Source organism: Cryobacterium levicorallinum, assembly GCF_004402405.1.
In the GTDB taxonomy this organism is placed as follows: Bacteria; Actinomycetota; Actinomycetes; order Actinomycetales; family Microbacteriaceae; genus Cryobacterium; species Cryobacterium levicorallinum.
Genome location: NZ_SOFE01000036.1, coordinates 21050 through 35583 on the forward strand (window position 1 = coordinate 21050; position 14534 = coordinate 35583).

At 65.0% G+C, this 14534-nt stretch carries 12 protein-coding genes; 7 read left to right on the plus strand and 5 right to left on the minus strand.

Going from position 1 to position 14534, the window contains the following annotated elements:
* Nucleotide 1: 1 nt before the first annotated feature.
* From E3O11_RS17060 to E3O11_RS17080, 5 genes are all read right to left on the minus strand, one after another.
* Complete coding sequence (locus E3O11_RS17060; protein WP_241994770.1) at nt 2-1030, minus strand: DUF916 domain-containing protein; 1029 nt, start codon at nt 1028-1030, stop codon at nt 2-4.
* A gap of 71 nt (nt 1031-1101) precedes the next feature.
* Nucleotides 1102-2289: an ice-binding family protein gene (locus E3O11_RS17065; RefSeq protein WP_092451588.1), complete on the minus strand. Its 1188-nt coding sequence runs from the start codon at nt 2287-2289 to the stop codon at nt 1102-1104.
* A gap of 3 nt (nt 2290-2292) precedes the next feature.
* Nucleotides 2293-2904 carry a WxL domain-containing protein gene (locus tag E3O11_RS17070; protein WP_241994771.1) on the minus strand — a complete coding sequence of 204 codons (612 nt, stop codon included), beginning with the start codon at nt 2902-2904 and terminating at the stop codon, nt 2293-2295.
* 262 nt (nt 2905-3166) lie between these two features.
* Entirely contained in the window at nt 3167-4267 is a 1101-nt protein-coding gene (locus tag E3O11_RS17075) for a fatty acid desaturase family protein (protein WP_092451590.1), read from the minus strand.
* A 155-nt stretch (nt 4268-4422) separates the two neighbouring features.
* Nucleotides 4423-6057 carry a dolichyl-phosphate-mannose--protein mannosyltransferase gene (locus E3O11_RS17080; protein WP_241994772.1) on the minus strand — a complete coding sequence of 545 codons (1635 nt, stop codon included), beginning with the start codon at nt 6055-6057 and terminating at the stop codon, nt 4423-4425.
* Here E3O11_RS17080 and rsmI point away from each other — a divergent pair.
* From rsmI to E3O11_RS17115, 7 genes are all read left to right on the plus strand, one after another.
* On the plus strand, nt 6056-6928 hold the full coding sequence (gene rsmI, locus E3O11_RS17085; RefSeq protein WP_092451691.1) for a 16S rRNA (cytidine(1402)-2'-O)-methyltransferase: 873 nt from the start codon (nt 6056-6058) through the stop codon (nt 6926-6928). The genes E3O11_RS17080 and rsmI overlap by 2 nt on opposite strands.
* A gap of 49 nt (nt 6929-6977) precedes the next feature.
* Nucleotides 6978-7985 (plus strand): NADP-dependent oxidoreductase, encoded by a 1008-nt coding sequence (locus E3O11_RS17090; RefSeq protein ID WP_092451594.1) that lies wholly within the window; start codon nt 6978-6980, stop codon nt 7983-7985.
* Nucleotides 7986-8024: 39 nt separating this feature from the next.
* The gene (gene metG, locus E3O11_RS17095; protein WP_092451596.1) at nt 8025-9596 is read left to right on the plus strand and encodes a methionine--tRNA ligase; all 1572 of its coding nucleotides are present in this window, start codon (nt 8025-8027) and stop codon (nt 9594-9596) included.
* The gene (locus tag E3O11_RS17100) at nt 9589-10593 is read left to right on the plus strand and encodes a TatD family hydrolase (protein ID WP_092451598.1); all 1005 of its coding nucleotides are present in this window, start codon (nt 9589-9591) and stop codon (nt 10591-10593) included. The genes metG and E3O11_RS17100 overlap by 8 nt, the downstream gene beginning before the upstream one ends.
* A 101-nt stretch (nt 10594-10694) precedes the next feature.
* A complete protein-coding gene (rsmA, locus tag E3O11_RS17105; RefSeq protein WP_233194940.1) occupies nt 10695-11492 on the plus strand; it encodes a 16S rRNA (adenine(1518)-N(6)/adenine(1519)-N(6))-dimethyltransferase RsmA in 798 nt (265 codons plus the stop codon).
* Between the two features lie 52 nt (nt 11493-11544).
* Nucleotides 11545-12477, plus strand: coding sequence for a 4-(cytidine 5'-diphospho)-2-C-methyl-D-erythritol kinase (locus E3O11_RS17110; protein WP_092451693.1), 933 nt, complete (start codon nt 11545-11547; stop codon nt 12475-12477).
* Between the two features lie 41 nt (nt 12478-12518).
* Nucleotides 12519-14312: an ABC-F family ATP-binding cassette domain-containing protein gene (locus E3O11_RS17115; RefSeq protein ID WP_092451601.1), complete on the plus strand. Its 1794-nt coding sequence runs from the start codon at nt 12519-12521 to the stop codon at nt 14310-14312.
* Nucleotides 14313-14534: the final 222 nt, after the last annotated feature.

Here is a 14534-nt window from a genome sequence, read left to right on the forward strand (position 1 = left end):
GCTACGCGCCCTGTTCGGCCCGGGCGACCTGGGCGATGGCCTGCCGGGCGCGTCGGATGAACCGCGTGGTGCGCCAGCTGGCGAAGGCCAGGAGCAGCGGGACAAGCACGGCGACGGCGATGATCCACCACGGCAGATAGACGAGGCTGGTGCTGACCGTTTCGGCGCCGGCATCGCTCTGCAGAGTGGCGCGCGCGGTGCCAGCTTGGATGAGCGGCAGCTCGGTGAGCACGGCTCGCAGCGTTAGCGTCGCCCCGGGCAGGATGCTTTCGGGGGTGTTGAAGCTGAGCGAGTCGTTCACCCCGATGGCGCTGTCAATCGACAGCTCCGTGACCGGGAAGAGAATCGTGTTGCCGGTATTCGTGATGGGCAGCGCAAAGGTGATCGAATCACCCGAGCGTTCCCAGCTCAGGTCTCCGTGAGCCAAGGTCGCCGAGGCCGTTCCGTCGACGGTGAGGTAGATGCGCACCCCCTGACGCTGGATCACGTCGAGCCGCAGCGCTGCGTCACCGTTGCCCGTGGTTGTTTCGCCCTGCACCGGCGGACTTTGAATGATCAGCCCGCCGGCGTAGTCGCCGGGGGTCGTGCCGACCGGAACGGTCAGTCGGAATGGTACGGCGAGATCGGAATTGGCGGGAACGGTGATTTCCTCAGCGTCGAGGGCGACCCAGGCGCCCACCCCCGCTCTCGTGTCGGCCTGCGCAGCGAGGGCGAAGGCGCCCTGGGGGGTGCTTTGACCGTCGACGGCATAGTTGAGTAACGTCACCGCAGCATCCGTGTAGTTACTAACGATCGCGGTCGCATCGATGGCCGCGCCGGGTGCGAGAACAATGTGAAAGAAATCCGACTCAAGCTGAGGACGGATGCCCAGGGTTCCGTCATCGATAGCCTGAGCAGACTGCGGCATGGCCAGGGCCAGACCAACCGGCGCAAGCAGGGCGGCGGCCAGCAGCACGACCAGGATGGTAAGGGGCCGGGCCGTTCGCTCGGTCCGACGGGTACGGGGGAGACGTCCAAACGTGGGAAGCATGGGGTGAACCTTTGCCGAGGAAGCGGAGTGCCCCCGCGTGGGGGCCACTGAAATGTGAAGTGGGTCGTACTTTAGCTGATGGTGAAGGTGAGGGTCGTGACGTACGGGTTCACCGGGGAGGCGTTGATCTCGCCGGAAAAGTTGGACCGAAAGGCGTTCGGCGGAACAGCCAGGCTGAAGGACGGGGCCAACAGGTAGGTGCCCGGGTTGGATCCGACGGTCGAGAGCAGCACCTGCGGCGTACCCGACATGGTGAGGGGCCTGCCCACGATGCGCGCTGGGTTGGAGCCGTTCGGGCCCGCCGTGATCGGCCCGGGATCGATCACCAGGCTGTCGATGGGCAGGGTGCGGGCGATCAATTCCGTGCTGCCCGGTGCACTCGTCGCCGCCGTAGCGGTCACCGTGAGCGTCCACGGGGCTCCGGTACCCCGATCGTCGACGATCAACCACTGCGGGCCGGAGCCGGTGGCATACTGTGTGCTCGTGCCGTTCAAGACGACCGCTGACAGTGCCGCGCCGCCGGTCGAGGCGGTCAGGGTGCCCAGTCGCAGGGGCGTGAGCGTAAAGATGTTCGAATCGAGAGTGACCGCTGCGGTCACGGCGAGGGCGCGACCGTCGAACGTCGTGCCGGTCGTGACGGTGATCGACGCCAGGGCGAGGATCGTGCCGGCGAATGTCGAGTAGGTACCCATGGTCGCGGAGCTACCGACCTGCCAGAACACGTTGGCCGCCTGCGCTCCGTTGACCAGACGCACCGAGCTGCCGGACGCCGTCGTGAGGGTCGAGCCGATCTGGAAGATGAAGACGGCGTTGGGATCATTGCCGGCGTCGAGTGTGACGCTTCCGGTGATGGCGAGGGTGCTGTTCGCGCGGTAGACCCCCGGCGTGAGGGTTGACGCGCCGATTTCGGGGGAGAGAATGGTCTGCGAGACGCGGCCGACGGCATCCGCATAGGCGCTTTCCAGGTCGGCGTGGGCCGCTCCGGCGTCGGCGCCAACCAAGATGAGGCCCCCCACTTGGCCCGCCGACATGCCCGTGACGGACGTGCCGGGGCTGACGCCGAGGTCGCCGCTCGTGGTCGTGTGGCCGGTGTTGGTAACCGTCGATGCACCGAGTACCGAGTAAGTCTGTGCCGCTCCGAGATCGAGCGGTGCCGGCGACGGAGCAGCCTGCGCCGGCAGCGTGGGGCCTCCGATCAGGGCGAGGGCGAGGCCGAGAACGGCCAGAATGCCGTGCAGTCGTGGCGCGTGCCTGGTCATGGGCTACGCCATTGTGAAGGTGATGGTCGACGCGTACGGGTGCACGCCGTCGACGCCGACGTTGGAACGAAAGGCAGTGGCGGGAATGGTCAGGTCGAACAATGGAGCCGACAGCACAAAGGAACCCTTGGCTCCCGTTGCGGAGGGTGGCGCCCAGACGAGCGCCTGGGCGAGGGTGGACATGGTGAGGGCGGACGTCTCGGGGGCGGTGTCAGCACCGCCGGTGGCGACCACGGTGCCGGGTGTGATGACGAGATTCGCAACGCTGATCGTGCGCGGAACCAATTCGTCCGCCGAAGTTCCGGGGGCGCTCGTGAAGTCTGAGGCGGATGCCGACAAAGTCCAGCCGGCTCCCGACCCGCGAGCATCAATGATGGTCCAGGCCAGGGCGGTTCCGGTTGAGCGCTGCTCGCCGCTACGCAGCACGACGGACGACATATTGCTCGGCGCCGACACCGTGGATTGGAGCCCACCTGAGGTGATCGTGAACTCCGCGGTATCGGCGGACTCGGCCGAGGCCGGCGGCGTGCCCAGGAATGACGCGCCGACGAGGCAGCCTCCAACCAGCAGGCTGGTCAGCGTACCGGTGCCAATCCACGTAGTGCGTGTGTGCAATGGACGTCTCCTGAGCGAGAAAGGGGCGGGAATAGAGTCGTGGTGTGCCGGTTCAGAGACCCTGAAGGCTCAGCTCGCTGGTCGTGCGAACTGAGGGCCTGTCGTTGCCGCGAAAAACGCTCAGAGAGAAACAAAAAGTCGTATTGAGTGATGATTATAACACCGAACAATACCCATTTGACACATTCTCAGAAATGGTCCAGCTGCGATGCACGAAGGCCGCCTCCGGAGAGACGGCCTTCAGGTACTCGGTGCTGTGGAACTAGTGCGTGCGGAACCGTGCGGTCATCGGGCAGTCGAACGGGTCACGAGCGGCCAGGCCGACCTTGTTGAGGTAAGCGATGACGATGCCGTAGCTTTCGAAGACGCCGGTCTCGGTGTACTTCACGCCGTGCGACTGGCAGTATTCCTTGGCGATTTCCTGCGCCTTGCGCAGGTGCGGTCGGGCCATGTTCGGAAACAGGTGGTGCTCAATCTGGTAATTGAGCCCGCCCATATAGGTGTCGATGAAGGTGCCACCGCGAATATTGCGGCTGGTCAGCACCTGGCGGCGCAGAAAGTCGACCTTGCTTTCGGCCGGAAGCTGCGGCATCCCCTTGTGGTTGGGGGCAAAGGATGCACCCATGTAGACGCCGAACACGGCCATCTGCACGCCGACGAAGGCGAAGGCCATGCCGAGCGGCAGAAAGAAGAAGATGACGGCGAGGTAGAGCGAGATGCGGGTGACGAGCATCGTGATCTCGATCCAGCGCTGGTCGACCTTGTGCTTGCCGAAGACCGTCTTGAAGCCCTGAATGTGCAGGTTGATGCCTTCGAACATCAATAGCGGAAAGAAGAAGTAGCCCTGCTTGCGGGTGACGAGTGCGCCGAGGCGGCTGACCTTCTTGGCGTCTTCCTCGCGGAACACGATGAAGTCGGGCTCGATGTCGGGGTCCTTGCCGATGACGTTCGGGTTGGCGTGGTGCCGGCTGTGCTTGGTCATCCACCAGGCGTAGCTGATGCCGACGAACAGGTTGGCCAGGATGCGACCGGCTCGGTCGTTGGCTTTGCCGGAGGTGAACACGGCACGGTGTGAAGCTTCGTGCGCCAAGAAAGCGAACTGGGTGAAGATGAGGCCGAGGGCTGCGGCGATGATCAGCTGATACCAGGTGTCACCGAGCAGAACGAAACCGGCAATAGCGCCGCCCGTAGCGACGACGAGGATGGAGAACACCATCCAGTAGAAACCGGTGCGACGGCCGAGCAGGCCCAGATTGCGCACGGTGTGCAGGAGTGCGGAGTATTCGGTTGTGGGGTTCTTGGTGTCTCCACCCGGGCGGGTCCTGATGATGCGGACCGAGGGTGCGGCTAGTGCTTCCGACATGAGGCCTTAGTGGATCGGGACTTCTCAGTCGGGACGTGAGCGATTACTCGTCGTGCAGATAGTCGTCAGTCTACGGTCGTCCGACCGCGATTCGTGCCTCATTCACACAGCATTCCCAGTCATTATATGCCAAAAATGGAATGTATTCGACCGTTCTATCGCCAACTTGGCATCCATATATGCAGTTGCCAAAACGAGAATGATGTCTGCATTCCGGTCCATACCGGTAAGAAAAACGCCGTGAGCAGCAGGGCGACGCCGAGTCCGACGATGACCGCCCGAAGAGCCCCAGGCTGCGGTTGGGGGTCGTATTCCGGTACCTGCGAATGTGCTGAATGCTTGCGTTTGGGCTGCGCCTGGTCGGGAATTTGCTTCAGTACCAGGCCAATGACGAAGGTGAGTCCGAGCAGCAGGTACGGTTCGAAGGCGATCGTATAAAACTGAAAAACCGTGCGGTTGAGATACATCAACCACGGTAGGTAGCCGGCGACCATGCCCATCAATATGAAACCGACCCGCCATTCCCGATACCGAGCCAGCCGGTAGACGAGGTAGAACAGCGCTGCCGTCGCCGCCCACCAGATGAGGGGGTTACCGACCGATGTGATGGCCTCAGAGCAGCTCTGCAGCTGGCAGCCGGGTTCACCCGAGCTGGAACCGCGGTAGTACATGCTGGTCGGTCGGGTCATGAACAGCCAGGTCAACGGGTTTGCCTGGTACGGATGCGGTGTCGCGAGCCCCACGTGATAGGTGTACGCAGCCGCCTGGTAGTGCCAGAAGCTCTGCAGGGTATGCGGAACCCAGGCGAGCGGACCGGTCCAGGCGGCCCCTGCCCCGTCGGCCCCGGTCGAATCGGCCCATTGGCGGTAGTACCCACCGCGCGTGACAAACCACCCGGTCCAGGAAACCAGGAACGTCATGACGGCAATCGGAACCAGCAGCAGAAACGTGACCGGGGCCTGTTTGAGGATGGCGGCGCTGAGCCAGAATGACACGCCATTACGGCGCCGGGCCAGCGCATCCACGACGACGAGGTAGATGCCGAACGCGGCGAGAAAATAGACGCCGGACCATTTCACCGAGCTGGCCAGACCGAAGGCGAGGCCGGCGGCGAGCAGCCAGGGCCGCCACCACAGCGCCGGACCCCAGCCCTGCTCGCGGAGCCCGGCCAGTCGGCTGGCCAGTCGAGTCGCGTGCCACTCGCGGTCCAGCAAGATTGCCCCGAAACCGAGCAAGGCGAAGAACATCACGAAGTTGTCGAGCAGCGCCACGCGGCTCATGACGATGGCGTGACCGTCGATCGCGAGCAGAAAACCGGTGATCAGGGCGAGCAAGCGGGACTGAAACAGCTTCTGCGCCACGAGCATGATGAGCACGACCGCGAGCACCCCCACCAAGACCGTCGCCAGCCGCCAGCCCCACGGGTTGCCGGGGCCGAGCAAATTCATGCCGAGCCCGATGAGCCATTTTCCGAGCGGTGGATGCACGACAAAGGACGGGTCGGTTGTGAATATGTCGGTGTGGCCCGCCTCGAACTGAACGTTGGCGTCTGCCGGCCAGGTGGACTCGTAGCCGTTATTGAACAGGCTCCAGGCGTCCTTGACATAGAACGTCTCGTCGAAGACGAGCGCGTGCGGCACACCGAGGTTCCACAGCCGTAGCACCGCGGCCAGGAGGACCACTGCGAGGGGAGCGCCCCAGCGAACCCATCGACTAGTAGCGAGCACGTGACCATCGTACAGAGGGACCGAAGAACGGATGCTCGGCTGGTGCTGCGAGAATTGCAGCATGATCATTCTTGCTGCCACCCCGATCGGAAACCTCGGCGACGCCTCCCGGCGCCTGATCGAGACCCTGAGCACCATCACCATCGTGGCGGCCGAAGACACCCGCGTCACCGTTCACCTGCTCAAGGCCCTCGGCATCGAGAATCGGCCCAGACTCATTGCCCTGCATGATCACAACGAACGCGGCAAGGCCGCCGAACTGGTCGAACTGGCTCGCGACACGGACATTCTCGTACTCAGCGACGCCGGCATGCCCACCGTCTCTGATCCCGGCTTTCATTTAGTGGATGCCGCGGTCGCCGCCGGCGTGCAGGTCACCGCCCTGCCCGGCCCGTCCGCCGTGCTGACCGCCCTCGCCGTGTCCGGGCTGCCGACCGACCGGTTCACGTTCGAGGGGTTCCTGCCGCGCAAACACGGCGAGCGGGTCAAACTGCTGCGCGATCTCAGCGCTGAACGCCGCACTATGGTCTTCTTCGAATCGCCCAATCGCCTGGCGGACTCGCTGCTCGACCTCGCCGCAACGCTCGGCCCTGACCGCCGCGTCGTGGTCTGTCGCGAGCTGACCAAATTTTTTGAGGAGGTCAAGCGCGGCACGGCAAGCGAACTGGCCGAGTGGGCGGCAGCGGGGGTGCGTGGCGAGATCTGTATCGTCGTTGCCGGTGCGGAAGTGCGGGTGCTGGACCTGGCCATGGGCGTGGCCGAGGTGCTGGATTTGGTGGCTGGCGGCATCCGCTTGAAAGAAGCTGCGGCCGACGTGTCCGCGGCCAGCGGACTTGGCAAGCGTGAACTGTACGAGCACGCGCTGCAGGCCAAGGCCGGCCCGGGAAAACCTGCCGTAAAAAAACCGGAATACCCGAGTCCTCTTCAGCGTTAGGTTCGATAGGTGTGAGTCGCACGGTCGCGACCAACCTCGGGAGGTTCTCATGTGGCGCTCGGTGCAATTCTCCCGCTATGGGGGGCCGGAAGTTCTCGATCTGGTCGAGATGACTGCGCCGGTTCCTGGTGTCGGTGAGGTGGTCGTCGAGGTCATGGCGGCAGGCCTGAACCCTGGCGAATCCAGTATTCGGGAAGGGCGACTCGACAACGAGTGGCCTGCGCACTTCCCGGCAGGACAGGGCAGCGACTTCGCCGGCTTTATCGCGGGCGCCGGAGCGGGCGTCACCGGGTGGAAAATCGGCGACGCGGTGCTCGGTCACACGGTGCGCGGTTCCCAGGCGAATTTTGTCACAGTCCCGGTAGGGAACATCATTCACAAGCCCGAGCGGTTGCCGTGGGAGATCGCCGGCAGCCTTTACGTTGCTGCAACGACCGCGTGGCAGGCGGTCTCCGGCGCAAGCCCCGGCCCGGGTCGCACGGTGCTCGTGCACGCCGCACACGGTGGTGTCGGCGTGATCGCGGCACAGTTGGCCAAACGACGCGGAGCCCGAGTTATCGGCACCGCCAGCCCGAACAGTTTTGACTACCTGCGCCAAATCGGCGTGATACCGGTGGAATACGGTCCAGGATTCGACGAGCGGTTGCGGCGGATTGCGCCCGATGGTGTTGATGCCGAGCTGAATCGCCTGGGCGACAACGGACTGATGAATGTTGACTCGACCGACACCGTCGTGCTTGAGAAGATTGCGCGCCTGATCGCCGACCATCAGATCGTGATTCCGGTTGCCGCCATTTACCCATTCGAACGGGTGCGGGACGCCTATCGGGAGCTGGAAGCTGGGCATGCCCACGGCAAGATCGTGCTGTGCATGATGCCAGTCGAGTATGCGCACCAGAAGGTACGTGGCATCGACGTGCGCGAGAGCGAGGTAACGAAGGATGTCCCGAACCGCCCGCCGGTTCCGCCCATCCACGAGGCGCTCCCGCCGGTCTTCGGCCATCGACACCACCTGGCAGCCGCCGGCCCAGCGGCGGAGAGCTCCCACAGCGAGTAACAAAACGTCAGGTCCGCACGCTGCGCATAAGATGAACGCATGTCCGCAGGCTCTTTTTACATCACCACGCCCATTTTCTACGTGAATGATGTGCCGCACATCGGGCACGCCTACACCGAGGTCGCCGCCGATGTGCTCGCGCGCTGGCACCGGCAGTCGGGCGATGACGCTTGGCTGCTCACCGGCACCGACGAACACGGCCAGAAGATTCTGCGCACCGCCACCGCCAACGGCGTCACGCCGAAGGAATGGGCCGACCGGCTGGTCGAGACCGCGTGGAAGCCGCTGCTGGAGACCGTCAATATTGCCAACGACGACTTCATCCGCACCACCGACGAACGCCACGAGGTGAACGCGCAGAAGTTTCTGCAGCACCTGCACGACGAGGGCCACATCTACACCGGCGAGTATGAGGGCTACTACTGCGTCGGCTGCGAGGAATACAAGCAGACCACCGACCTCGTCGACGGCACCGGCGAATACGCCGGCCAACCGGTCTGCGCGATCCACTCCAAGCCGGTCGAACTGCTGCACGAGAAGAACTACTTCTTCAAGATGAGCGCCTTCGCCGACCGTCTGCTCGCGCTCTACGAAGAAAACCCTGACTTCGTGCAGCCGGAAGCGGCCCGCAACGAGGTCATGTCCTTCGTCAAGCGCGGCCTGAGTGACCTGTCGATCTCCCGCTCGAGCTTCGACTGGGGCATCAAAGTGCCGTGGGACGAATCGCACGTCGTCTACGTCTGGTTCGACGCGCTGCTCAACTACATCACCGCGGCCGGCTACGGCCAGAACGACGAGGAATTCGCGAGCCGCTGGCCCGCGACCCACATCGTCGGCAAGGATATTCTGCGTTTTCACGCCGTCATCTGGCCGGCCATGCTCATGGCCGCCGGTATCGAGGTACCCAAGCAGGTCTTCGGCCACGGCTGGCTGCTGGTCGGCGGCGAGAAGATGAGCAAGTCCAAGCTCACCGGTATCGCCCCGAGCCAGATCACCGACACTTTCGGCTCCGATGCCTTTCGTTACTACTTCATGCGTGCCATCAGCTTCGGCCAAGACGGTTCGTTCAGCTGGGAAGACCTCTCGGCCCGCTACCAGTCCGAACTCGCCAACGGCTTCGGCAACCTCGCCTCCCGCGTGATCGCCATGGTCGTGCGCTACTGCGTCGGCGTTGTGCCGGCCGCCGGCGAGCTCACAGCCGATGACCTCGCGATTGCTGCCACCGAACAGCGGGTGACGGATGCCGCGGCGCAAGCCATCGAGACCCTCGCCATCCACGACGCCCTCACCAGCGTGTGGGAACTCGTCGACGAACTCAACGGCTACATCACCCTGCAGGAACCGTGGGCCCTGGCCAAGAACCCGGAAACCCGGGCGCGCCTGGAGACCGTGCTGCACACGGCCGTGCGCGGCCTCGGCACCCTCACCGTGCTGCTCTCTCCGGTCATTCCCATTGCCACCGCCAAGCTGTGGACCGCCCTCGGCGGCGACGGCGCCCTCACCGACCAGCGCGTCGACCGGGCCTGGGAGTGGACCGGCGGCGCCCAGGTCAGCCCGCTCGAACCGCTGTTCCCGCGCATCGAATCGATCGTGGAGCCAGCCGATGCCTAATGACGCGGTGCCTAATGACGGGCCTGGTCCTGACGGCATCGACGGCTACGGCAGTGCCATTCGCCGCCGCGACAGTACCGCGGGCCGCGACCTGAGCTACCCACCGCTACCGGAGCCACTCACGGTTCCCGTCTACGACAACCACACCCATCTCGAAATCGCCGATGGGGAGCATCCGCTCAGCTATCGGGAACAGCTCGACCGCGCCTCGAGCGTTGGCGTGCGTGGTGTGATCCAGGTCGGCGGAGACGTCGAAACCTCACGTTGGTCGGCTGCTGCTGCCCGGATCGAGCCGCGCATGCTGGCCGCCGTCGCGATCCATCCCAACGAGGCACCCGATCTCGAGGAAGCCGGAACTCTCGACGACGCCCTCGCCGTGATCAACGAACTCGCCGGCCAGCCGCGCGTGGTCGCGGTCGGGGAGACCGGCCTCGACTTCTTTCGTACGGGTCACGACGGTCGCGCCGCCCAGTTCCGCTCCTTCGAAGCGCATATCCGCATCGCCAAGGAGCACAACCTTGCACTTCAAATTCACGACCGCGACGCCCACGAGGCCGTGATCGAAACTCTGCTTCGGGTTGGCGCCCCCGAACGTACGGTCTTTCACTGCTTCTCCGGCGACGCCGACATGGCTCGGCTGTGCGCCGAGCACGGCTGGTATATGTCCTTCGCCGGCAATGTCACGTTCAAGAACGCCGGCAACCTGCGGGAAGCCCTGTTCGCCGCCCCGCGCAACCTGCTGCTGGTCGAAACGGATGCCCCCTTTCTTACGCCGCTGCCCTACCGTGGCCGGCCCAATGCGCCGTACCTGCTGCCCAACACGCTGCGCGGCATGGCCGCCCACCTCGAAACGGATGTCTCCCTGCTCTCCGCGCAAATCACCGCCAACACCGAGCTGGTCTACGGACGCTGGGACGCCGAGCCCGTCACCGCTGCCTTCGCCGCCCCAAACGACGAGCAAAATCCCGATCAGGCCCCACTCGGCGGCCTCGCATGACCGGCCGCCACTCCCCGGAGCCCGTCCCCGCTGACCCCGCCATCGCGGCCAAGCCCACCAAGACGCTCCTCGGCCCCGCCGAGATTCGCGACCTCGCCGAGATGCTCGGAGTCAACCCCACCAAGAAGCTCGGCCAGAACTTCGTCATCGACGGCAACACCGTGCGGCGCATCGTCAAGGTCGCCCGGGTCGCGCCGGGTGACACCGTTGTCGAGGTCGGCCCGGGCCTCGGCTCACTCACCCTCGGCATGCTCGAAATCGGCGCGGCCGTTGTCGCCGTGGAGATCGACGACCGCCTCGCCGAGCAGCTTCCGCTGACGGTCGATCTCATGCAGCCCGGTGCTGCGCTCACGGTCATCCGCGCCGACGCCCTCAAGATCACCGAACTGCCCGGCGACCCGACCCGGCTCGTCGCCAACCTGCCCTACAACGTGTCCGTTCCGGTGCTGCTCTACCTGCTCGAGCACTTCGATTCGATTCGCGCTGGTGTGGTCATGGTGCAGGCCGAGGTCGGCGAGCGTCTCGCCGCTCCTCCCGGCAACAAGGTCTACGGCAGCCCAAGCGTCAAAGCCGCCTGGTACGGCGATTTTCGCACCGCCGGCAAGGTCAGCCGCCAGGTGTTCTGGCCGGTTCCCAACGTCGATTCGATCCTGATCGCCTTCGATCGTCGCGCCACCCCGCTGGAATCCGAGGAACTGCGGCTGAAGACCTTCGCGCTCGTCGACGCCGCTTTTCAACAGCGCCGCAAGATGCTGCGCCAGTCACTGTCGGTCGTTCTCGGGGACTCGTCGGCGGCATCCGCTCTCATGTCGGAGGCCGGAATCGACCCGACCACCCGCGGCGAACAGCTGACCGTGCACGACTTTCTCGCCATCGCCCGGGTCTGGATACCGGCTTAGCACGAGCGTGCTGTCCGTGCGGGTAGACAGGCTGGGCTAAGTTAAAAGCATGATGACGACCGCCGGCAGCCCCGTTGTGCACGCGCGGGCTCCCGGCAAAATCAACGTCTTTCTCAAGGTCGGTGCCGTCATGGAAGACGGCTACCACGACCTCGCGACGGCCTATCAGGCCGTTTCCCTGTTCGAAGAAGTGCGCGCCACGCCCGCTACCGACTTCTCGGTCGAATTCTGCGGCAGCATCGACGCCTCCGGCCTCGCGACCGGCGGCACCAACCTCGCCATCAAGGCCGCTCGGGCCCTGGCCCGCAAGGCGGGCTATCGCGGCGGCGTGCACCTCGAGATCGAAAAGAACGTACCCATTGCCGGTGGAATGGGCGGCGGCTCCGCGGACGCCGCAGCCACCCTTCTAGCCTGCGACGCGCTCTGGGGCACCAACGCCACCAAGGACGAGCTGCTCGGGATCGCCGCCAAGCTCGGCGCCGACGTGCCGTTCTCCTTCACCGGCGGCACCGCGATCGGCACCGGCCGCGGCGACCAGCTCAGCCCGGCGCTGGCAAAGGGCAAATTTCAGTGGGTGCTCGCCCTCGCCGACTTCGGTATGTCGACACCCGGTGTTTATCAGGAACTCGATCGGCACCGCGACCGCCACGCCCAGGATATTTTTCCGGCCCAGCACCAGCCCTCCGTCGACGCAAACGTGCTGCAGGCGTTGCGGGCCGGCGACCCGCACATGCTCGCCGACGTGCTGCACAACGACCTACAGGCCCCCGCTCTGCACCTCGCGCCCGGCCTCGCCAAGGTGCTGCAGCTCGGTGAAGAAAACGGAGCCCTCGCCGGTATCCTCTCCGGCTCCGGCCCGACCGTGGCCTTTCTGGTAGCGGATGCCGACAGCGCGCTCGAATTGCAGGTCGCGCTCTCCGCCTCCCGCCTGCGCGTCGTGCGCGCCACCGGCCCGGTGCACGGCGCCCGCCTGATCAACGACTAGTCCGGAATCGTACGCCCCGGCGTGCCGTAAACTTGGAGGCTATGGCACATCTTCTCGGGGCTGAGTCCCTGCACCTCGAATTTCCCACCCGCGTCATCTTTGACAGCGTCACCGCCGGCCTCAACGAAGGCGACCGCATCGGCGTCGTCGGCAAGAACGGCGACGGCAAGTCCACCCTGATGCGTCTGCTCGCCGGCCGCATGGAACCCGACGAAGGCCGGGTCACCCGTCGCCGCGGCGTCACGATCGGCATGCTCGACCAGTCCGACGACCTCGCCAGCGGCCAGACCGTCGGCCACACCATCGTCGGCGGGATCGAAGAACACGTCTGGGCTGGCGACGCCAAGGTGCGCGACGTCATCGGCGGTCTCGTGCGCGACATCCCCTGGGACGCCCTCGTCGACGACCTCTCCGGTGGCCAGCGCCGCCGCGTTGCCCTCGCCGCCGTGCTCATCGGCGATTACGACTGCATCTTCCTCGATGAGCCCACCAACCACCTCGACGTGGAAGGCATTTCCTGGCTCGCCGGTCACCTCAAGACCCGCTGGGCAGCCCAGTCGGGCGGACTCGTGGTCGTCACCCACGACCGGTGGTTCCTCGACGAGGTCTGCAATATCACCTGGGAGGTGCACGACCGCCTGATTGAGCCGTTCGAGGGTGGCTACGCCGCCTACATTCTGCAGCGCGTCGAGCGCGACCGCATGAGTTCCGTCGTTGAATCCAAGCGCCAGAACCTCATGAAGAAAGAACTGGCCTGGCTGCGCCGCGGCGCCCCGGCCCGCACCGCCAAGCCCAAGTTCCGCATCGATGCCGCCAACGTGCTGATCGAGAATGAGCCGCCGCCCCGCGACACCGTCACGATGCAGTCGATGGCGATGCAGCGCCTCGGCAAGGACGTCGTCGACCTCATCGACATCGGCGTGAAGTTCGGCGACAAGACCGTGCTGAACGACATCACCTGGCGCATCGCGCCGGGGGAGCGCACCGGCATCATGGGCGTCAACGGCGCAGGCAAGTCCACCCTGCTGAACCTCGTCGCCGGCACCCTGCAGCCGACGACGGGAACGGTCAAGCGCGGCAAGACCATCAAGGTGGCCGTGCTCACCCAGCAGCTGTTCGAACTCGACGAGATTCGCAACGACCGGGTCAGCGACGTCATCGGCCGCCAGAAAACCAGCTACATGGCCGGCGGCAAAGAGATCACGCCTGGCCAGATGCTCGAACGCATGGGCTTCTTGAGCGCACAGCTCACCACCCAGGTCAAGGACCTCTCCGGTGGCCAGAAGCGCCGTCTGCAACTGCTGCTCATCGTGCTGAGCGAGCCGAACGTGCTCATCCTCGACGAGCCCACCAACGACCTCGACACCGACATGCTCGCCGCCATGGAAGACCTGCTCGACTCCTTTCCCGGCACCCTGCTCGTCGTGTCGCACGACCGGTACCTCATCGAGCGCGTCACCGACAACCAGTACGCGGTCATGGACGGCGGCTTTCGCCACCTGCCCGGCGGCGTCGACCAGTACCTCGAGGTACGCCGCAGGGCGGTCGCCGGCCCGGCAGCCGGTTCTCCAACGGATGCCGCTGGCAAGACCAAAAAGATCCCCAGCCTGGGCGGCGCTGAACTGCGCAACGCCCAGAAGGAGCTCGGCTCCATCGACCGCAAGGTGGTCAAGTTGCAGGAGCGTATTGCGCAGAAGCACGAGAAGCTCGCCGCCCACGACCAGTCCGATTTTGCCGGTCTCGGCGAACTCGGCGTGAAGCTGACCGAACTCGAAGAGACCATCGCCACGCTGGAAACCCGCTGGGTCGAACTTACTGAGCTGATCGAGGGCTAGTTTCGCAGAAGCTGTGACGCAGTGTGTCGGTGCAGGCCACGCGTCGCAGCTTCGGCACGTATCGTTGAGGGGTGCCTGCGCAGCCGCGGTACACAGCTCCTCGTGGGCGCAGCCTTCTGGTTTGACCGGTCGTTGTTGTGTGCCCGCGAGCTGTCAGTGCGTCTCGTTGAACCGTGACGAAATACACTGTGCTGCGCCCTGCCATACGAAACCGAACCCACA